This window comes from Pseudomonas sp. FW305-3-2-15-C-LB1, from assembly GCF_058787615.1.
On the sequence record NZ_JBYSZX010000001.1, the window covers coordinates 434,264 to 452,439 of the forward strand.

An 18,176-nucleotide genomic window follows, 5' to 3' on the forward strand; every position below is an offset into this window, starting at 1 on the left:
ATCAAAAGGTGGGAGGGGGCTTGCCCCCGATAGCAGTGTGTCAGTAAGCATATTTATGACTGATGCACCGCCATCGGGGGCAAGCCCCCTCTCACATTTGGAACTCTATTTTATCAGTGAGGTATCAGCGTCATTTCCTGGCGATGATCACCGCCCGCATCGGCGCCGGCAGCCCTTCGATGGTCTTGCTGTGATCTTCGGGATCGAGGAAGTCACTCAACGACTGGTACTTCATCCACTCCGTCCCGCGCTGTTCCTCGACGGTGGTCACGCTCACATCCACGCAGCGCACATCAGTGAAGCCTGCACGGCGCAGCCATAGCATCAGCGCCGGCACTGAGGGCAGGAACCACACGTTACGCATCTGCGCGTAGCGATCTTCCGGCACCAGCACTTGTTGCTGATCGCCTTCGACCACCAATGTTTCCAGCACCAGTTCGCCACCTTTGACCAGGGTGTCTTTCAGCGCCAGCAGGTGTTCGATCGGCGAACGACGGTGGTAGAACACGCCCATGGAAAACACTGTGTCGAAGCCTTCCAGGTTTGCCGGCAGGTCTTCGAACGGGAACGGCAGGTGCCAGGCCCTGGGCTCGGACAGGTAGCGCTGTACCGCCTGGAACTGGCAGAAGAACAACCAGTTCGGGTCTACGCCAATCACGCTGTCAGCGCCGGCGCCAAGCATGCGCCACATGTAGTAACCGTTGCCGCAGCCTACGTCGAGGATACGTTTGCCCTTCAAGTTCAGGTGCGGCGCAACCCGCGACCACTTCCAGTCCGAGCGCCATTCGGTGTCCACATGCACGCCGAACAGGTTAAACGGCCCTTTGCGCCACGGGCTCAGGCCCATCAATGCAGTGTGCATCTGCGCGCGGGTGTCATCGTCGCAGTCGGTATCGAGTGTCAGGCCGTTGAGCAAATCCACGTCACTGGGCTGGATCTTTGGCAGCGCATCCAACGCACTCTGCCAACGCTCCAGGTCGCCATGGCCCTTTTCCATCTTGCTGTCGAGCTGCGCTTGCAGGCCCTGGGCCCACACGGCCAGGGGAGTGCCGACCAGATGGCGGGCGAGGGGGGAAAGATCAATCATGGCAAGGCAATCAACGAGGCAAAGTTAAGACACTGGAACCACGGCACGACTTTCGAGAACCCGGCTGCCAGCAGGCGTTCGCGGTGTTCTTCGAGGCTGTCGGGCTTCATGACGTTTTCGATGGCGCTGCGCTTCTGGGCGATTTCCAGTTCGCTGTAGCCGTTGGCGCGTTTGAACGCGATGTGCAGGTCGGTGAGCAGCGCGTGTTCTTCGGCATCGTTGAAGCGCAGCTTCTCCGAGAGGATCAACGCACCACCCGGCAACAGCGACTGGCGGATGCGCGAGAGCAACGCCAGGCGCTCATCGGGGGCAATGAATTGCAGGGTGAAGTTCAGCGCCACCACCGAGGCCGGGGCAAATTGCAGCGCGAGGATATCGCCCTCGATCACCTCGACCGGCAGCAACTCCTGGAACATCGAGTCCTGGCCATTGAGGTACTCACGGCAGCGCTCGACCATGGCTGTCGAGTTATCCACCGCGATCACCCGGCAACCGCCGGTGCGCACATGGCGGCGCAGGGCCTGGGTGACGGCGCCGAGGGACGAGCCCAGGTCATACAGCACGCTGTTGGGCTGGGCAAATTGCGCCGCGAGTACGCCGAGGTTCTCGACGATGGTCGGGTAACCGGGCACCGAGCGCTTGATCATGTCCGGGAACACCCGCACCACGTCTTCGTTGAAGGCGAAGTCCGGCACCTGGGGCAGGGGCTGGGCGAATAGGCGATCGGGTTCTTTGCTCACGGCTGTTCCGGCATTGATCTGGGAAAGGCCAGTATTTTAGCCAGGTTGAAGGGGGCGTGCGCGGTTTGTCTGAAAGACATCATCGATTCAGAAAAAAACTGCACTCGCTTATGAGGCGAGCACAGTTTTTAAAGTGGATGATTGCTGGCGTTGGCTACGTTCATTCTTTGAGATCAAACGTTGCCTCTATCTGGTAGGTATCTGAGCCATTGTTTTTTGCAGAGAGAGAAATGCTGCCAGTGTAATGTCGATTTGCATGGTCGGGTTTTATATCCAGAGTGCCCGAGTAGTTTAGAAGAACATCAGTGTTGCCTGGAACGACCGTGGCGCTCCGAAAACTTGAAAAAGAACCTAGCTTATGTGTGCCTGCTGTAATGTTTGGGTCCAGATTCAAACTTATTGATTTCCAAGCTCCTCCGGGAGTTTCTTCGCCTGAGTAAATCTCAAGTTCGTTGTTGTCTTTATATATATAGTGATCTGTACCATTGAACGCTGTCGGTTGATCATTCCTGGTAATGGTGCCCGTAAGGCGTCCCGTTGCTTTTTGTCCTTTAGGTTGTGCTGTGCTCATGATTCAAGACTCCCATCTTCGGTGAATGAGGTTTGACTTGCCGAGTAGTAGGAAGGCTATTCTTGATTCGAGAGGTCGGATACTGTTAGTAATGACAGTGTTGTAGAAGTTTTGGCTATAAATATTAGCGTTGATCTAATCAATAAGTTCTTTCGTTGGTACATTCGCGAATGGCTGAGTAGCGCTTGGAGAGAATGCCGCTGCTGTTATTCCCCACTGGCCCAGCCAATAGCTAGTGATCAGCAAGTACGGGGCCGCATCGAACGCCACCACAAACCGATTGATGCCAATCAGTGTGTCGGAAAACACAAACGACACGGCACCCGCCGCCGCCAACAGAGCCGAGCGTTTTGGCACTTCGCTGCCCAGGCGTGCCAACGCTCGCCAGAGCATCGCGCTGATCACGGCGGCGTAAACCACCACGGGGATCAGCAAATCACCGAGGCCGTGCGAGATCAGGATGCTCAGTAGCACAACCCCCATGCCCAGCGCCAATACCAGCGGCAGCAGCGCCAGGCGGCGGCAATCACTGAAATAGGCCTTGAGATACGCCAGGTGCGCAAACAGGAACGCCCCCAGGCCAAAGATAAACAGGTCGCCGGGCCAGGCAAGCAGCACATCGCCCACCAGGGAAAAAATCAGCCCAAGGCTGATCCAGCGTCGATAGTCGGTGGGCGGTGCATCATGCAGCCAGCCCAGCAGCGCAAGTACCGGCAGCGGCTTGACCAATAGACACAGCAAGGTGGCATGGGTGCTCAGGCCGTAGATAAAAGTGCCGGCGCCCATCAACGCAAGAATCAGCCAGGGCATATCAGTTCACCGTAATGGCGCAGTCAAAGGTTTCGACAGGTTCGGCCTCCGGCTCCCAGGGTTGCTGGGAGGTCAGGCGCAAACGGCCCTGGCCGGCGGCGAAGGCCTGGAAGCGCCAGGTCGATTGGCCGCCGCCGCCGATCACACCCGACTCGCTGCTACTGTAGACCTCAGGGCTCAACGCGCGCAGTACGCCGCCGGCGGAATCCTGGATGGCCCAGCGGTAACCGGTAGTGGGGTTGCTCGGGAGGGTGAGGGTCAGGTTTTGCCCGCTTTTAAGCTGAAGCGGACAGGCGCTCTGGTTGTCCACGGTGACGTTTTGCTTCGGTGCACTGGCGCACGCGGCCAGTAAGGCAAGGCTCAAGGGGAGAAGCAGGCGGGCAGCGGTCATGGGGGCTCCGTTCATTCACGACGAAGGGCGAGCATAACCGAAGATGAGACAAGGTGTGACAACAGGGCAGCGGGCTTGTTGTGGCGAGCAGGGCAAGCCTGCTCGCCACAGGGGGCCTACCAGGCGCTGGATAGCTGTCAGAAGAGCACCTTCGCCACATCCGCAAAGCGCTTGGCAAAGTGCACCGTCATGCCTTCCTTCAGGTACTCCGGCAACTCTTCAAAACTCCCGCGATTCGGCTCCGGCAAGATCAGTTCATGGATCTTCTGGCGCCGCGCCGCGATGACCTTCTCACGCACCCCGCCAATCGGCAGCACATGCCCGGTCAACGTCAGTTCGCCGGTCATGGCCACGCCTTTTTTCGGCGGCTGGTTACGCGCCAGCGACAACAACGCGCTGGCCATGGTCACCCCGGCGCTCGGGCCGTCTTTGGGCGTGGCGCCTTCCGGCACATGCAAGTGAACGAAGGCTTCATCGAAGAATTTCGGATCGCCGCCAAATGACTTCAGGTTCGAACTGATGTAGCTGTAGGCGATTTCGGCAGATTCCTTCATCACTTCACCCAATTGCCCGGTGAGCTTGAAGCCGCGGTTGAGCGTATGGATGCGCGTGGCCTCGATCGGCAAGGTTGCGCCGCCCATGCTGGTCCAGGCCAGGCCTGTAATCACGCCGGTGCCGGACAGCACTTGCTCATTGCGGAACACTGGCATGCCCAGGGAGCTTTCCAGGTCCTTGCTGCCGATCTTGATCACCGAGTCCGGCTCATCCAGCAGCTTGACCACCGCCTTGCGCACCAGTTTGCCCAGCTGTTTCTCCAACTGTCGCACCCCGGCTTCGCGGGCGTAGCCGTCGATGAGTGCGCGCAGGGCGCCGTCGCTGATGGTCAGGCTGGTTTTCGCCACACCGGCTTTTTCCAGCTGCTTGGGCCACAGGTGACGCTTGGCGATGGCGACTTTTTCTTCGGTGATATAGCCCGACAGGCGAATCACTTCCATACGGTCCAGCAGCGGGCCGGGGATGGAGTCCAGGGTGTTGGCGGTGCACACGAACAGCACCTTGGACAGGTCCAGTCGCAGGTCCAGGTAGTGATCGAGGAATTCGACGTTCTGCTCCGGGTCGAGGGTTTCCAGCAGCGCCGACGCCGGGTCGCCCTGGAAGCTCTGGCCCATCTTGTCGATCTCGTCGAGCATGATCACCGGGTTCATCACCTCCACGTCCTTGAGCGCCTGCACCAGCTTGCCGGGCAGCGCGCCGATGTAGGTACGGCGATGGCCCTTGATCTCGGCCTCGTCGCGCATGCCGCCGACGCTGAAGCGGTAGAACGGCCGCCCCAGGGACTCCGCGATGGATTTGCCCACACTGGTCTTGCCCACACCCGGCGGGCCGACCAGCAGCACGATGGAGCCGGCGACTTCGCCTTTATAGGCGCCCACCGCGAGGAACTCGAGGATGCGGCTCTTGATGTCGTCCAGGCCCGCATGGTGCTTGTCCAGCACCTTGCGCGCATGTTTCAGGTCGAGCTTGTCCTCGCCGTACACGCCCCACGGCACCGAGGTGGCCCAGTCCAGGTAGTTGCGCGTCACCGCGTATTCCGGCGAACCGGTCTCGAGGATCGACAGCTTGTTCAACTCTTCGTCAATGCGTTTCTTCGCCTGGGCCGGCAGCACCTTGCCTTCCAGGCGTTGCTCGAATTGTTCGACGTCCGCGCTGCGGTCGTCCTTGGTCAGGCCCAGCTCCTGCTGGATGACCTTGAGCTGTTCCTTGAGGAAAAACTCGCGCTGGTGCTCGCCGATCTTGCGGTTCACCTCGGCGGAGAGTTCTTTTTGCAGGCGTGCGACCTCGACTTCCTTGCGCAGCATCGGCAGCACTTTTTCCATGCGCTTGAGCATGGGCACGCAATCCAGCACTTCCTGCAACTCGTTACCGGTGGCCGAGGTCAGCGCGGCGGCGAAGTCGGTGAGCGGCGACGGGTCATTGGGGCTGAAACGGTTGAGGTAGTTCTTCAGTTCTTCGCTGTACAGCGGGTTGAGCGGCAGCAGTTCCTTGATCGCATTGATCAGTGCCATGCCATAGGCCTTGACCTCGTCGGTCGGCTCGCTGGGCTGGTGCGGGTACTCAACTTCCACCAGGTACGGTGGGCGGTGGTGCTTGAGCCAGGTCTTGATGCGTACGCGGGTCAGGCCCTGGGCGACGAATTGCAGCTTGCCGTTCTCGCGGCTGGCGTGGTGCACCTTCACCAGGGTGCCGTACAACGGCAGGCTGGAGGTGTCGAAGTGGCGCGGGTCTTCCGGCGGCGTGTCCATGAAGAACAGGGCCAGGGAGTGATGGTCGGACTTGCTTACCAGCTCCAGGGTTTCGGCCCACGGTTCTTCATTGACGATCACCGGCAGCACTTGCGCCGGGAAGAACGGCCGATTGTGGATCGGGATGATGTAGACCTTGTCCGGCAGGTTTTGCCCAGGCAGGGCCAGGCCGGTATTGGACGACGCGGATTCAGCGTTTTCGGGGTCGGCGTAGTCGTTGAGGTCGTAATCGGGGAAATCTTGCTGGTCGCTCATGGGGCACCTGCATAAGGAAGTATGGTGCTTAGATGGGGCGGGGCAGTGGTGGTTTCAATGGCGGGGTGGAGTTAGCAACAAATTGCATGAATTCAGCTGATCTTGTGCAGATAACTCGGCAACGGCTGCTCCGGTAACACCGACAGCACCTTCAACCGCTGCAACATACGTTGCCTGGCCCGCTGCAAATGCTCGCGCAGGTTCAACGCCGCCGCATCAAACGCACCATGCAGTAGCAGCTCCAATATCAACCGATGTTCGGCCAGCATGGCTGGATCCGCGCCGATCCCCAGCAAGCGGTAGAAAATCCGGCTGATGATCATGGGGCTCTGGCCCTGGCGGATCAACGCCGCGATCTTGCGGTTCTGCAGGCCGGCGAGGCAGCGTTGGTGCAAGTCGTCCTCGATCTGTTCGATGGCCTCCAGGCTGCAGTGGGGGTTGTCCTGGGCGGCCAGCACGCGCTGCAGCATGGCTTCGAGCAACTCGCGGTCGAGGTGGGGCGCGCTCTGGCGCAGCGCTTCGGGTTCCAGGCAGGCGCGCAGTTCGTAGTCTTCGGTGACTTCCCGCGCCGTCAAAGGCCCCGCCAGCCATTGGGAGTAGGGCTCCTTTTCCACCAGGCCACGGTCGCGCAGGCGCATCAGCGCTTCGCGCACCACCGCACGACTGACGCCGTAGTGGTCGGCGGCGGCTTGCTCGTCGAGGCGGTAATGGCCGAAGGCGATGCAGGTGGACAGCGCCGCGCCGATTTCTTCGACGATGCGTTCGCCCAGGGGGCGCGTGTCCACCAGTTCATCGTCACGGTTGAGCCCCAGGTGTGCATGGCTCAGCGGCAGGCGCAGCGGTTCCATGGCCAGGCCTTCGGGATTGATCAGGTAACCCCGGCCGTTGAAGCGGCAGATCAGGCCTTCGTCATGCAGCAGGTCCAGGGCCTTGCGCACTGGGACACGGCTGGTGCCGAACAATTCGGCCAGCGGCGCTTCCAGCAACACCAGGCCATGGCGCGCAGTGCCGTTGACGATCGCGTCACGCATCACCTTGTGAATCATCGCGTAACGGGAGGCCGAGGCGGACACTGCTTTCATCGTTTTCTCTGGAGGCTGTAGGAAGGTGGCCGAGGATTCTCTCATAAGTCGTGCCTGTCACTCTGCGCCACGTCGGTGGCACTTTTTTGGGGCCTTGAAAGCGAGGATGTTACTTTTCTGCACCAAAATGTACTTTTTAATAGAAGATACATTATTTCATTGAAAGTGTTTTCCCTCGTCCTGGCAAGATTTTTCCTGACGTGTAAAAGCATCTATCCAGCTGCTCTGGGCAAGCTTCCCTCATCGCGCACACACGTGCCGATACAGACTGGCACGGAATCTGCCTTTGTAAAACGTACATTTTATGAATATGTACGTTTTGAGGATCAAGCCGATGTCAGACGCCACTTCCATGGCCGAGGATTTTGCCAGCGGTCGCAGTGACCCGGTGCAAGCCCTCGAACAGGCACTCGATAAGGCCAGCCAGGCCCCGGCCGTGTTTATCAGCCTGACTGCCGAGCGTGCGCGCCGTGAAGCCGAAGCCTCGGCTGCCCGTTGGCGCGCCGGGCAGCCATTGAGCGTGTTCGATGGTGTGCCGCTGGCCTGGAAGGACCTGTTCGATGTGGCCGGCAGCGTCACCACCGCAGGCGCTGCCTATCGCCGCAACGCGCCTGCCGCGTTGCTCGATGCACCTGTGGTCGGCCTGTTGTGCCGCGTCGGAATGGTCAGTGTCGGCAAGACCAACCTCAGCGAACTGGCCTATTCCGGCCTGGGTCTGAACCCGCATTTCGGCACGCCGCACAATCCCCATGGCGACGACCAGCCGCGCATTCCTGGCGGCTCGTCGTCCGGCTCGGCGGTGGCCGTGGCGGCCGGGATCGTGCCCATCGCCATGGGCACCGACACTGCGGGCTCGATCCGCATCCCATCGGCGTTCAATGGCCTGGTGGGCTACCGCAGCAGCCGCCGACGCTACAGCCGTGACGGCGTGTTCCCCCTGGCCCATACCCTCGACAGCCTGGGGCCGCTGACCCGCAGCGTGCGCGATGCACTGGCCATCGACGACCTGCTGCATGGCCGTACCCAGATCCACACTGCCCGCAGCCTCAAGGGCCAGCGCTTTGTGTTGGCGCAACAGGACGTCGAGCCCGCTGTGCGCAACAATCTGCTGCGCGCCGTGGAGCAACTCAAGGCCCGGGGCGCACTGGTTGAAGAACGTGAATGCGCGACCTTCCAGGCCACCCTGGACCTGATCAAGCACCACGGCTGGCTCGGTTCCTTCGAAGCCTTTGCCCTGCATGAAGCGCTGCTCGACGGCCCTGATGCCGAGCAACTCGACCCTCGCGTACGTCGCCGCCTCGAAGCCGCGCGCGCACTGCCCGCCAGTCAGCTTATCCACCTGACCGATGCACGCCGCCGCCTGCAACAGCAACTGATCGACGACCTCGACGGCGCCATCCTGATCACCCCCACCGTCGCCCATGTCGCGCCAGCCCTGGCACCGCTGGAGGCCGACGACGACCTGTTTGTCAAAACCAATTTCGCCACCCTGCGCCTGACCATGCCCGGCAGTTTGCTCGACATGGCCTGCGTGAACCTGCCCAGCGGCCGCGATGCCCAGGGCCTGCCCACCGGGCTGCTGCTCAGCGCCCCCACCGGAGAAGACGCTCGCCTGTTGCGCGCGGCGTTGTCCGTCGAAACCGTACTTAACGTTTAAGGAGACACACCATGGCTAAAGACATCCTCTGTGCATTTGGCGTCGACGTTGACGCCGTCGCCGGCTGGCTCGGTTCCTACGGCGGCGAAGACTCGCCGGACGACATCTCCCGTGGCCTGTTCGCCGGTGAGGTCGGCGCGCCACGGTTGCTCAAGCTGTTCGAACGCTACGGCCTGCGCACCACCTGGTTCATCCCCGGCCATTCGATGGAAACCTTCCCGGAACAGATGAAGGCCGTGGCCGACGCCGGTCACGAAATCGGCGTGCACGGCTACAGCCACGAAAACCCTATCGCGATGACGGCCGAGCAGGAAGAAATCGTGCTGGATAAATCCATCGAACTGATCACCCAGGTCACCGGCAAGCGCCCCACCGGCTATGTCGCGCCGTGGTGGGAATTCAGCAAGGTGACCAACGAACTGCTGCTGAAAAAAGGCATCAAGTACGACCACAGCCTGATGCACAACGACTTCCATCCCTACTACGTACGCAAGGGCGACAGCTGGACCAAGATCGACTACAGCCAGCACCCCGACACCTGGATGAAACCCCTGGTGCGCGGCGAAGAAACCGACCTGGTGGAGATCCCGGCCAACTGGTACCTCGACGACCTGCCGCCGATGATGTTCATCAAGAAAGCCCCCAACAGCCACGGTTTCGTCAACCCGCGTCACCTCGAAGAAATGTGGCGCGACCAGTTCGATTGGGTCTACCGCGAACACGAACATGCGGTGTTCACCATGACCATCCACCCGGACGTGTCCGGTCGCCCGCAAGTGCTGCTGATGCTGGAGCGCCTGATCGAACACATCCAGAGCCATGCCGGCGTGCGCTTCGTCACCTTCGACGAAATCGCCGACGACTTCATCCGCCGCCAACCGCGTACCTGAACCTTTGCAACCACCCCTGAGGCGCGACCCATGTCCATCTACAACAAGCTTGACCTGACTGGCTGGAAACCCCGGCAACTGACGTCCCAGGAAGTGCGCTTCGCCACCTGGATCGCGTTTTTCGCCTGGGTGTTTGCGGTGTATGACTTCATCCTGTTCGGCACCTTGCTGCCGGAGATTGGCCGGCACTTCGGCTGGGGTGAAGTGGAGCAAGCGGAAATCGCGACCTGGGTCGCGGTGGGCACGGCGGTGGTGGCGTTTGCCATTGGGCCGGTGGTCGACAAGTTGGGCCGGCGCAAAGGCATTATCTTCACCGTGGCGGGTTCCGCGCTGTGTTCGGCGCTGACCGCTATCGGTGGTGCGTGGGGCAAGTCGCCGCTGATTTTGATCCGCTCGTTGGGCGGCCTGGGCTATGCCGAGGAGACCGTCAACGCCACCTACCTGAGCGAGCTGTACGGCGCTTCGGAAGACCCGCGCCTGACCAAACGCCGTGGCTTTATCTATAGCCTGGTGCAAGGCGGCTGGCCGGTCGGTGCGTTGATCGCAGCCGGGTTGACCGCGCTGTTGCTGCCGATCATCGGCTGGCAGGGCTGCTTTATCTTTGCCGCGATCCCGGCCATCGTCATCGCGATCATGGCGCGCAAGCTCAAGGAGAGCCCGCAGTTCCAGATCCACCAGCGCATCAGCGAGCTGCGTAAAAGCGGTGCGGTGAAAGAAGCGCAGAACGTCGCCGTGACCTACGGCGTGGATTACGACGAACACAGCAAGGCCGGCCTCAAGGCCGCCTTCCGTGGCCCGGCGCGCCGCGCCACCCTGGTGATCGGCGCCGCGCTGTTGCTCAACTGGGCCGCGATCCAGGTGTTCAGCGTGCTGGGCACTTCGGTGATCGTCAGCGTGCACCACATCTCGTTCGAGAACTCGCTGATCATCCTCGTGCTGTCGAACCTGGTGGGCTATTGCGGCTATCTGAGCCACGGCTGGATGGGCGACAAGATCGGCCGTCGCAACGTGATCGGCCTGGGCTGGATGCTCGGCGGGCTGTCGTTTGCCGGGATGCTGTTTGGCCCGAGCAATATGCCGATGGTGGTCGGGCTGTACAGCCTGGGCCTGTTTTTCCTGATCGGGCCGTACTCGGCGGCGCTGTTCTTTATCAGCGAGAGTTTCCCCACCAGCATCCGCGCCACCGGTGGCGCGATCATCCATGCCATGGGGCCGATCGGCGCTGTAGTCGCAGGCTTTGGCGCGACCCAAGTGTTGTCTGCCGGCAGCGACTGGCAGACCGCCGCGCTGTGGTTTGGCGCACTGCCGTGCTTCCTCTCCGGCGCGCTGATGTTCGCCGCACGGCATGTGCGTCCGGAAACCGTTCAGTAAGGAGTGATCGATGATCCCTGAAGTTGCCTTGATTACCGGTGCCGCCAGCGGCATCGGCCAAGCCCTCGCGGTGGCCTATGCCCGCGTGGGTGTGGCGGTGGTGGGCGGGTATTACCCGGCCGATCCCCATGACCCGCAGGCCACCGTAGGCCTGGTGGAAGAGGCCGGCGGCAAATGCCTGATGCTGCCCTTGGACGTGGGCAATACCGCCTCGGTGGACGCCCTGGCCGAACAGGCGGTGGCGCATTTCGGCCGGCTGGACTACGCCGTGGCCAACGCCGGCCTGCTGCGCCGCGCACCGTTGCTGGAGATGACCGACGCGCTGTGGGACGAAATGCTCAATGTCGACCTCACGGGGGTGATGCGCACCTTCCGTGCGGCCACCCGCCATATGGCTGAAGGTGGTGCGCTGGTGGCGATTTCGTCGATTGCCGGTGGCGTGTATGGCTGGCAGGAACACAGCCATTACGCGGCGGCCAAGGCCGGTGTGCCGGGGTTGTGCCGGTCGCTGGCGGTGGAGTTGGCGCCGCTGGGGATTCGTTGCAATGCGGTGATCCCGGGGTTGATCGAGACGCCGCAGTCGCTGGATGCGAAGAATTCGCTGGGGCCGGCAGGCTTGGCGAAAGCGGCGCGGGCGATTCCCTTGGGCCGGGTAGGGCGGGCGGATGAAGTGGCGTCGCTGGTGCAGTTCTTGACCAGTGAGGCGTCGAGTTATTTGACCGGGCAAAGCATCGTCATCGACGGTGGCCTGACCGTGCGCTGGCCCGACTGACTAACTGGTTTACTGGGTCCAGTGTGGGAGGGGACTTGCCCCCGATAGCGGTGCATCAGTCACCGTTGTTTTATCTGAACCACTGCCATCGGGGGCAAGCCCCCTCCCACATTGGACCTGTGTTTTGTTCAGGAGAATTTACATGTCCCAACTTTCAAACCGCCGCGCCGTGATCACCGGCGCCGGCAGCGGCATCGGTGCCGCCATCGCCCGTGCCTACGCCGCTGAAGGTGCCCGCCTGGTGCTGGCCGACCGCAATGCGGCCAGCCTCGCGGAAACCGCGATCACCTGCCGCAACCTCGGCGCCGAGGTGTTCGAATGCCTGGCCGATGTCGGTACCGTCGAAGGTGCCCAGGCCAGTGTCGACCGCTGCGTCGAGCACTTTGGCGGCATCGACATTCTGGTCAACAACGCCGGCATGCTCACCCAGGCGCGTTGCGTGGACCTGACCCTTGAAATGTGGAACGACATGCTGCGCGTCGACCTTACCAGTGTGTTCGTCGCCAGCCAGCGTGCGTTGCCGCACATGCTCGCGCAGCGCTGGGGGCGGATCATCAATGTGGCTTCGCAACTGGGCATCAAGGGTGGCGCCGAGTTGACCCATTACGCAGCGGCCAAGGCGGGGGTGATCGGCTTTACCAAATCCCTGGCGCTGGAAGTGGCCAAGGACAATGTGCTGGTCAACGCTATCGCCCCCGGCCCGATCGAGACGCCCCTGGTCGGCGGCATCAGCGACGACTGGAAACGCGCCAAGGCCAGGGAACTGCCCCTGGGCCGTTTCGGCCTGGCGGATGAAGTGGCGCCGGTCGCGGTGCTGCTGGCCAGCGAGCCGGGCGGCAACCTGTTCGTTGGCCAGACCCTGGGCCCGAACTCCGGCGATGTCATGCCATGAGTGAGGTGTAGCCATGTGCGGACTCTGTGGATTGCTTGGTGAAGACCTGCACTGGAGCGACCCCCTGGGCGATGAATTGCCCCGGCGTCGCGAACGCCTGCGCCGGATTGCGGCGATCAACCAGGTACTGGCGGTGTTCCGGCTCAAGGTCGAAGACTTCCAGGGCGCGTCCTATCTGCTATTGGGCGCCACCGGTAAACAGGCATTGGCCAGCGGCCTGGATCAACTCTGGCAAGCTGCCGAGACCCTGCTTGGCCGTCCGTTGGACCCGCTCGATCCGCGCCTGCTGGATCATCTGGAGGCCTGCGTATGAGCATCGCCCTCAACGTCATCACCGGCTTCCTCGGCAGCGGCAAGACCACGTTGCTCAAGCGCCTGCTGCAAGGCGAAAGCCTGGGCGACACCGCGTTGCTGATCAATGAATTCGGCGACGTCGGCATCGACCATCTGCTGGTTGAGGAGGTTGCGCCGGACACCGTGCTGCTACCCAGCGGCTGTGTGTGCTGCTCGATCCGGGGCGAGCTGAAAGACGCGCTGCTTGGCCTGCTGCAGCGCCGCGAGCGCGGTGAAATCCCGGCCTTCAAACGGGTGATCCTGGAGACCACGGGCCTGGCCGATCCGGCACCGATCCTCGCCACCCTGAACAACGACGTGCAGTTGCGCGGGCGTTTCCATATCGGCCTGGTGATCACCCTGGTCGACGCCAGCCACGCAGCCCTGCAAGAACGCCTGCACCCGGAATGGCTGGCGCAGGTGGCGGCGGCGGATCGCTTGCTGCTGAGCAAGACCGATCTGGCGGGGGATTGCGCAGCGCTACGTACCCATTTGCAGGCACTCAATGCCGGCACGCCGATCCTCGATACCCACGACATCCACAGCGGTGACCAGCTGCTGCTCGGCGAAGGCCTGCGCAGCGCCGAGCCCGCCGTTGAAGTCAGTCGCTGGCAGTTGCATCGCATCCCCACTGCCACTCACGGCGCCGCGCAAGTGTGCAGCCTGACGTTCGACCAGCCTCTGGATTGGGTGGGGTTCGGGGTGTGGTTGTCGATGCTGTTAAGATGCCACGGCGAACGAATCCTCCGGGTCAAAGGGCTGCTTAACGTGAACGCCAGTAACGCTCCCATCGTCATCCATGGCGTGCAGCACTGCCTGCACGCGCCGGTGCATCTGCCGGCGTGGCCGGGCAGTGATCGCCAATCGCGCCTGGTGTTTATCCTGCGTGGCGTAGACCCTGCGCTGTTAAGGCGCTCGTTTGAAGTCTTTTCGCGGCGGTGGGCGACATGATCACACTGCGCGTCCTCGGCACCTCCGTGACCCTGCTTGAATGCCTGCGCGTACGTGCCGAACAAGAGCTGGGCATTCGTCTGGTGTACCAGGTGCACGATGTCGAACAGGCCCAGCGTATTGCGGTGATGCAGCCCGACAGCTACGACCTGTACGACCAGTGGTTCCACAACGTCGACTTTGTGTGGCCGGCCCAGGCGATCCAGCCTATCGACACCCGGCGCATCGCCTTGTGGCATGAAATCAACGACCTGCCCAAGCGCGGGCGCCTGTCGGCCGACGACCGCCTGGGCAGTGGCAGCGTGCCCAGTGAGCGGCTGTTCGTGCAGCACGACGGCAGCCTCGGCAGCACGGTCACCGAGCGTATCAGCATGCTGCCGCTGACCCACAACGCCGACAGTTTCGCCTACCGCCCCGAGCGCTTGCCCGACGGTTTTTGCCACGGTAACGAGAGCTGGGGCTGGCTGCTGGACCCGGCTTGGCGTGCGCGCACCGCGCTGCAAAGCGACGCCGCCATCGGCGCCCTGGATGCCGCACTGGCGGTGCAGGGCGCGGGGCTGGCCAGCTTCAGGGACATCGGCAATATGAGCATCGAAGAGATCGACGTGCTCGCTGACATCCTGGTGCGTAAACAGAAAGAAGGGCACTTTGCGGCGTTCTGGTCCGACGATGAAGAAGCTGCGCAGTTGATGCTCAGCCCGAGTATCGATATCCAGAGCCTGTGGTCGCCGACCCTGATGCGTCTGCATCGCGCAGGGGTGAAATACCGCCTTGCCGTGCCGCGTGAAGGGTATCGCGCGTGGTTTGGCGGGTTGTCGTTGTCGCGGCATGCCAAGGGGCCGGTGCTGGATGCGGCGTATGCGTACTTGAATTGGTGGCTGTCCGGCTGGCCCGGGGCGGTGATGGCGCGCCAGGGTTACTACATTGGTAACCCCGCGCGCAGTCGTGATCACTTGAGCAGTGCCGAATGGGATTACTGGTATGCGGGGTTGCCGGCGCGGGAGGAGTTGTTGGGCAGCGATGGTTTGCCGTTGATCGATGTGGGGGAAGTGCGGGACGGGGGGTCGTATGAGCAGCGCATGGGGCATATTGCGGTGTGGAATTCGGTGATGGATGAGCACAATTATCTGGTGCGGCGGTGGGGGGATTTCATGCGGGCTCGGGGTGGGTAATTGTGTTCATATCAAGGTCGTTAAGTAGAGCAGGCGATAACTACCCTGTGGCGAGCGGGCTTGCCCTGCGTTGGACTGCGAAGCAGCCCCAAAACCGGCGACCGAAGAGTATCTGACTCAACGAATTCCTTCTTCAGGGTCGCTTCGCAACCCAGCGCGGGGCAAGCCCGCTCGCCACAATTGCAGTGTTCGCAACTGTAAGAGTGGAGCCATAAGTCGCCGTTATCAAAATAACGGATATGTACTCAACTCAAAACCTCAGCCAACCCTTTGTCGCCAAAAAACCGTCACCCAGTTCCCCGTCTTTATTGGGTGCACATACGCCCACTCCCAGCTAATCTCCTCAAATCGAATATTCAATCAAAATGGATATTTTTTTGACGCCAGGTCAGCAGTCGCAGGGAATGCACATGACAAAGGGACGTAGTGGCAGAGAGAGGCGAACGCTGCCAGAGGGCACTGCGATGAAGTGGCGCCACACGTTCCAGACCCGCATCGCCGGGGTGCTCGCGCTGCTGCTGCTGGTAGTCGTGGCCGCCACCTATTTCTCGGTAAAGACCGCCACCGCCCGCGCAGTGGAAAACCAGGCGCAAGTCCAACTGAAAACCGGCAGCCAGGTGTTCGAACGCTTGCTCGATCTGCGCGGGCGTCGCCTGCAATACGGCCTGGACTGGCTGACCGCCGACCTGCCGTTCAAGCAAGCCGTGGCCGACGGCAAGACCGTGCCGATCCTTGCTGCGCTGCGCCGTCACGGCACGGGTATCCGCTCCAGCGAGGTGTTTGTGCTGGGCCTGGATGGCAAGGTCATGGTCAGCACGTTGCCGATCCTCACCCGTGGCCAGTTTTTCCCCTACGACGATGCCCTGCGTCACGCGCGGCGCACGGGGCTGCAGATGTTGATCGTGGCCATGGATGGGCGTCCGTATTTGTTGGTGCAGGATGAAGTACTCGACCCGCTGCCTATCGCACGCATCGTCATGGGGTTCCCCATGGACAAGCTGTTCGCCAGTGAACTGCGTTCCATGAGCAACCTGGAGGTGTCGTTCCTCAGCGTGCAGGACGCCAAGCCCGGCCCGTTGTTCAGCACGCAACCGGACGCCTACCAGGCCGGTACCCTCAGCCTGTTGCGCGACGGGCATATCGACCCCGAACCGCAGATCCATTTGTTCTACGGCCAGCGTGTGCTCAGCCAGGTATTACCGCTGGCCAACACGGGCGACGGCGATGATGTGCGGGTGCTGTTGCAAAGCCCGCTGGACCACGCCCTGGAATCCTTTGCGCCGCTGGACCGGCAGTTCCTCGGGATTGCCCTGGCGGTGCTGGTGGTGTCGTTGGCCGGCGCGTTGTTTTTGGCGCGGCGAGTGTCGCGCCCGCTCAATGCGCTGGTGCAGGCGGCCGAACGCATCGGCGCCGGTGACTACCGCACGCCGGTGCGGGTGCGCAGCCATGATGAGTTCGGCCTGTTGGCCCGTGCGTTCAACGCCATGCAAAGCGGCATCGCTGTGCGTGAGCGGCAACTGGCGCACAACGCGTTGCATGATCCGCTCACCGGCCTGCCCAATCGCGCCCTGGCGATGGAGCGCCTGGGCAGTGCGATCAGCGCAGGCCGGCCGGTGGTGTTGCTGTATGTGGGGATCGAAAATTACCGGGTGATCAACGAAGGCTTTGGCCCCGAAGGTGTCGAGGAAATGCTGCGCGAAGCCAGTCGCTGCCTGGCCATGAGCCTGTTGGCCAGCGACACCGCGGCACGCATCGCCGGCAGTGAGTTTTTGCTGTTGCTGGAAAACACCGAGGTCGACCGCGCCGTGGCCCGCGCCGACCGCCTCTACGCGCTGCTCACCGAGCCCCAGCGCATCGGCAATGACGAACTGCGCCACGAAGTCAGCATCGGCATCGCGGCTTACCCCGCCGACGGCCAGCAAGTGGAAGAGTTGATCAGCCGCGCCGCCATCGCCCGGCATGACGCCGCGAGCCTGCCGGGGCATCTGCAGATCTACCAGCAGGACCGCGACCTGGCCCATCAGCGCCAGATCACCCTGATCCGCGACCTGCGGCGTGCGGCCATCGAGGGCGAGTTGTTCCTGTGCTACCAGCCCAAACTCGACCTCAAGCACGGCCATGTGCGTCAGGCCGAAGCCTTGTTGCGCTGGCAGCACCCGACCCTGGGCCAGGTGTCTCCCGCCGAGTTCATCCCCCTGGCCGAACGCACCGGCAGCATGAGCAGCCTGACGCTGTGGGTGATCGAAGAAGCGGTGCGCCAGATCGCCGAGTGGGCGCACCGCGGCATGCTGATCCAGCTGTCGGTGAATATTTCGGTGGACGACCTGGCTGATGACGACCTGGCGATTCGCGTCACCGCGCTGTTGATGCAGTACCAGGTGGACGCCGGGCAACTGATCTTCGAGATCACCGAAAGCGCGATCATGCACAACCCGCAACAGGCCCTCAGCGTGCTGGAGCAACTGCGCGGTTGCGGTATCAGCCTGTCGGTGGATGACTTTGGTACCGGCTACTCGTCCCTCGCGCAATTGCAGCGCTTGCCGGTGCAGGAGTTGAAGATCGACCAGTCCTTCGTGCGCAACCTCGACAGCACCAGCGGCGATGGCGTGATCGTGCGCTCCACCATCGAGATGAGCCACAACCTCGGACTCAAGGTAGTGGCCGAGGGCGTGGAGTTTGCCCCCAGCCTCAAGCTGCTCAAGCAGTGGAATTGCGATACCGCCCAGGGCTACCTGATCAGCCGCCCGCTGAACGCGATGGCGTTCGAGATGTGGATGCGGCGTGAGCGGGTGCCGATCTAGAAAAGCCTTTCCCTTCGACTGCAGATTTTCAAAACAGCGTCGATAACCTCTACAAGGCTTGACCGAATGCATAGTTTTTTGCCGACAGGCGGTTATGT

General features: G+C 62.1%; 16 protein-coding genes. 9 read left to right on the forward strand and 7 right to left on the reverse strand.

Annotated features, from left to right (window positions below; all coding sequences use genetic code 11):
- Positions 1-130: 130 nt before the first annotated feature.
- From cmoB to AC3WP7_RS02115, 7 genes are all read right to left on the reverse strand, one after another.
- Positions 131-1,087, reverse strand: a complete 957-nt coding sequence (gene cmoB / locus AC3WP7_RS02085) for a tRNA 5-methoxyuridine(34)/uridine 5-oxyacetic acid(34) synthase CmoB (protein WP_092240953.1) — start codon at positions 1,085-1,087, stop codon at positions 131-133.
- The gene (gene cmoA, locus AC3WP7_RS02090; RefSeq protein WP_092240955.1) at positions 1,084-1,827 is read right to left on the reverse strand and encodes a carboxy-S-adenosyl-L-methionine synthase CmoA; all 744 of its coding nucleotides are present in this window, start codon (positions 1,825-1,827) and stop codon (positions 1,084-1,086) included. The genes cmoB and cmoA overlap by 4 nt, the downstream gene beginning before the upstream one ends.
- Positions 1,828-1,987: 160 nt before the next feature.
- Entirely contained in the window at positions 1,988-2,398 is a 411-nt protein-coding gene (locus AC3WP7_RS02095) for a hypothetical protein (protein WP_139212839.1), read from the reverse strand.
- Between the two features lie 135 nt (positions 2,399-2,533).
- Positions 2,534-3,208, reverse strand: coding sequence for a lysoplasmalogenase (locus AC3WP7_RS02100; protein WP_102591575.1), 675 nt, complete (start codon positions 3,206-3,208; stop codon positions 2,534-2,536).
- 1 nt (position 3,209) lies between these two features.
- Positions 3,210-3,599, reverse strand: coding sequence for a protease inhibitor I42 family protein (locus AC3WP7_RS02105; protein WP_058425770.1), 390 nt, complete (start codon positions 3,597-3,599; stop codon positions 3,210-3,212).
- Between the two features lie 137 nt (positions 3,600-3,736).
- The gene (gene lon, locus AC3WP7_RS02110; protein ID WP_093512337.1) at positions 3,737-6,157 is read right to left on the reverse strand and encodes an endopeptidase La; all 2,421 of its coding nucleotides are present in this window, start codon (positions 6,155-6,157) and stop codon (positions 3,737-3,739) included.
- A gap of 92 nt (positions 6,158-6,249) precedes the next feature.
- Positions 6,250-7,239, reverse strand: a complete 990-nt coding sequence (locus AC3WP7_RS02115) for a GntR family transcriptional regulator (protein WP_172963315.1) — start codon at positions 7,237-7,239, stop codon at positions 6,250-6,252.
- Positions 7,240-7,573: 334 nt separating this feature from the next.
- On the opposite strand from AC3WP7_RS02115, the gene AC3WP7_RS02120 reads away from it, so the two are divergent.
- The 9 genes from AC3WP7_RS02120 to AC3WP7_RS02160 all read left to right on the forward strand — a co-directional run bounded on the left by AC3WP7_RS02120 (position 7,574) and on the right by AC3WP7_RS02160 (position 18,078).
- Positions 7,574-8,896, forward strand: a complete 1,323-nt coding sequence (locus AC3WP7_RS02120) for an amidase (protein ID WP_092240966.1) — start codon at positions 7,574-7,576, stop codon at positions 8,894-8,896.
- 11 nt (positions 8,897-8,907) lie between these two features.
- The gene (locus AC3WP7_RS02125; RefSeq protein ID WP_010212857.1) at positions 8,908-9,786 is read left to right on the forward strand and encodes a polysaccharide deacetylase family protein; all 879 of its coding nucleotides are present in this window, start codon (positions 8,908-8,910) and stop codon (positions 9,784-9,786) included.
- Between the two features lie 30 nt (positions 9,787-9,816).
- Positions 9,817-11,157, forward strand: a complete 1,341-nt coding sequence (locus AC3WP7_RS02130; RefSeq protein ID WP_092240968.1) for an MFS transporter — start codon at positions 9,817-9,819, stop codon at positions 11,155-11,157.
- A gap of 10 nt (positions 11,158-11,167) precedes the next feature.
- Positions 11,168-11,929, forward strand: coding sequence for an SDR family NAD(P)-dependent oxidoreductase (locus tag AC3WP7_RS02135; RefSeq protein ID WP_092240970.1), 762 nt, complete (start codon positions 11,168-11,170; stop codon positions 11,927-11,929).
- A gap of 142 nt (positions 11,930-12,071) precedes the next feature.
- Entirely contained in the window at positions 12,072-12,821 is a 750-nt protein-coding gene (locus AC3WP7_RS02140; protein ID WP_071488652.1) for an SDR family NAD(P)-dependent oxidoreductase, read from the forward strand.
- 13 nt (positions 12,822-12,834) lie between these two features.
- Entirely contained in the window at positions 12,835-13,134 is a 300-nt protein-coding gene (locus tag AC3WP7_RS02145) for a hypothetical protein (RefSeq protein ID WP_071488653.1), read from the forward strand.
- Positions 13,131-14,105 (forward strand): CobW family GTP-binding protein, encoded by a 975-nt coding sequence (locus AC3WP7_RS02150; protein WP_102591574.1) that lies wholly within the window; start codon positions 13,131-13,133, stop codon positions 14,103-14,105. The genes AC3WP7_RS02145 and AC3WP7_RS02150 overlap by 4 nt, the downstream gene beginning before the upstream one ends.
- Positions 14,102-15,277 carry an ABC transporter substrate-binding protein gene (locus tag AC3WP7_RS02155; protein ID WP_092240976.1) on the forward strand — a complete coding sequence of 392 codons (1,176 nt, stop codon included), beginning with the start codon at positions 14,102-14,104 and terminating at the stop codon, positions 15,275-15,277. The genes AC3WP7_RS02150 and AC3WP7_RS02155 overlap by 4 nt, the downstream gene beginning before the upstream one ends.
- A gap of 464 nt (positions 15,278-15,741) precedes the next feature.
- Complete coding sequence (locus AC3WP7_RS02160; protein WP_102591720.1) at positions 15,742-18,078, forward strand: putative bifunctional diguanylate cyclase/phosphodiesterase; 2,337 nt, start codon at positions 15,742-15,744, stop codon at positions 18,076-18,078.
- The last annotated feature ends 98 nt before the right edge of the window (positions 18,079-18,176 follow it).

Excerpts from the sequence above, each read along its gene's own strand:
- AC3WP7_RS02115 (WP_172963315.1), bottom strand. The coding sequence starts at position 7,239 with ATGAAAGCAGTGTCCGCCTCGGCCTCCCGTTACGCGATGATTCACAAG.
- AC3WP7_RS02125 (WP_010212857.1), top strand. The coding sequence starts at position 8,908 with ATGGCTAAAGACATCCTCTGTGCATTTGGCGTCGACGTTGACGCCGTC.
- lon (WP_093512337.1), bottom strand. The coding sequence starts at position 6,157 with ATGAGCGACCAGCAAGATTTCCCCGATTACGACCTCAACGACTACGCC.
- AC3WP7_RS02160 (WP_102591720.1), top strand. The coding sequence starts at position 15,742 with ATGAAGTGGCGCCACACGTTCCAGACCCGCATCGCCGGGGTGCTCGCG.
- AC3WP7_RS02150 (WP_102591574.1), top strand. The coding sequence starts at position 13,131 with ATGAGCATCGCCCTCAACGTCATCACCGGCTTCCTCGGCAGCGGCAAG.
- AC3WP7_RS02120 (WP_092240966.1), top strand. The coding sequence starts at position 7,574 with ATGTCAGACGCCACTTCCATGGCCGAGGATTTTGCCAGCGGTCGCAGT.
- AC3WP7_RS02145 (WP_071488653.1), top strand. The coding sequence starts at position 12,835 with ATGTGCGGACTCTGTGGATTGCTTGGTGAAGACCTGCACTGGAGCGAC.
- AC3WP7_RS02140 (WP_071488652.1), top strand. The coding sequence starts at position 12,072 with ATGTCCCAACTTTCAAACCGCCGCGCCGTGATCACCGGCGCCGGCAGC.
- AC3WP7_RS02095 (WP_139212839.1), bottom strand. The coding sequence starts at position 2,398 with ATGAGCACAGCACAACCTAAAGGACAAAAAGCAACGGGACGCCTTACG.
- cmoB (WP_092240953.1), bottom strand. The coding sequence starts at position 1,087 with ATGATTGATCTTTCCCCCCTCGCCCGCCATCTGGTCGGCACTCCCCTG.
- AC3WP7_RS02105 (WP_058425770.1), bottom strand. The coding sequence starts at position 3,599 with ATGACCGCTGCCCGCCTGCTTCTCCCCTTGAGCCTTGCCTTACTGGCC.
- AC3WP7_RS02155 (WP_092240976.1), top strand. The coding sequence starts at position 14,102 with ATGATCACACTGCGCGTCCTCGGCACCTCCGTGACCCTGCTTGAATGC.
- AC3WP7_RS02130 (WP_092240968.1), top strand. The coding sequence starts at position 9,817 with ATGTCCATCTACAACAAGCTTGACCTGACTGGCTGGAAACCCCGGCAA.
- AC3WP7_RS02135 (WP_092240970.1), top strand. The coding sequence starts at position 11,168 with ATGATCCCTGAAGTTGCCTTGATTACCGGTGCCGCCAGCGGCATCGGC.
- AC3WP7_RS02100 (WP_102591575.1), bottom strand. The coding sequence starts at position 3,208 with ATGCCCTGGCTGATTCTTGCGTTGATGGGCGCCGGCACTTTTATCTAC.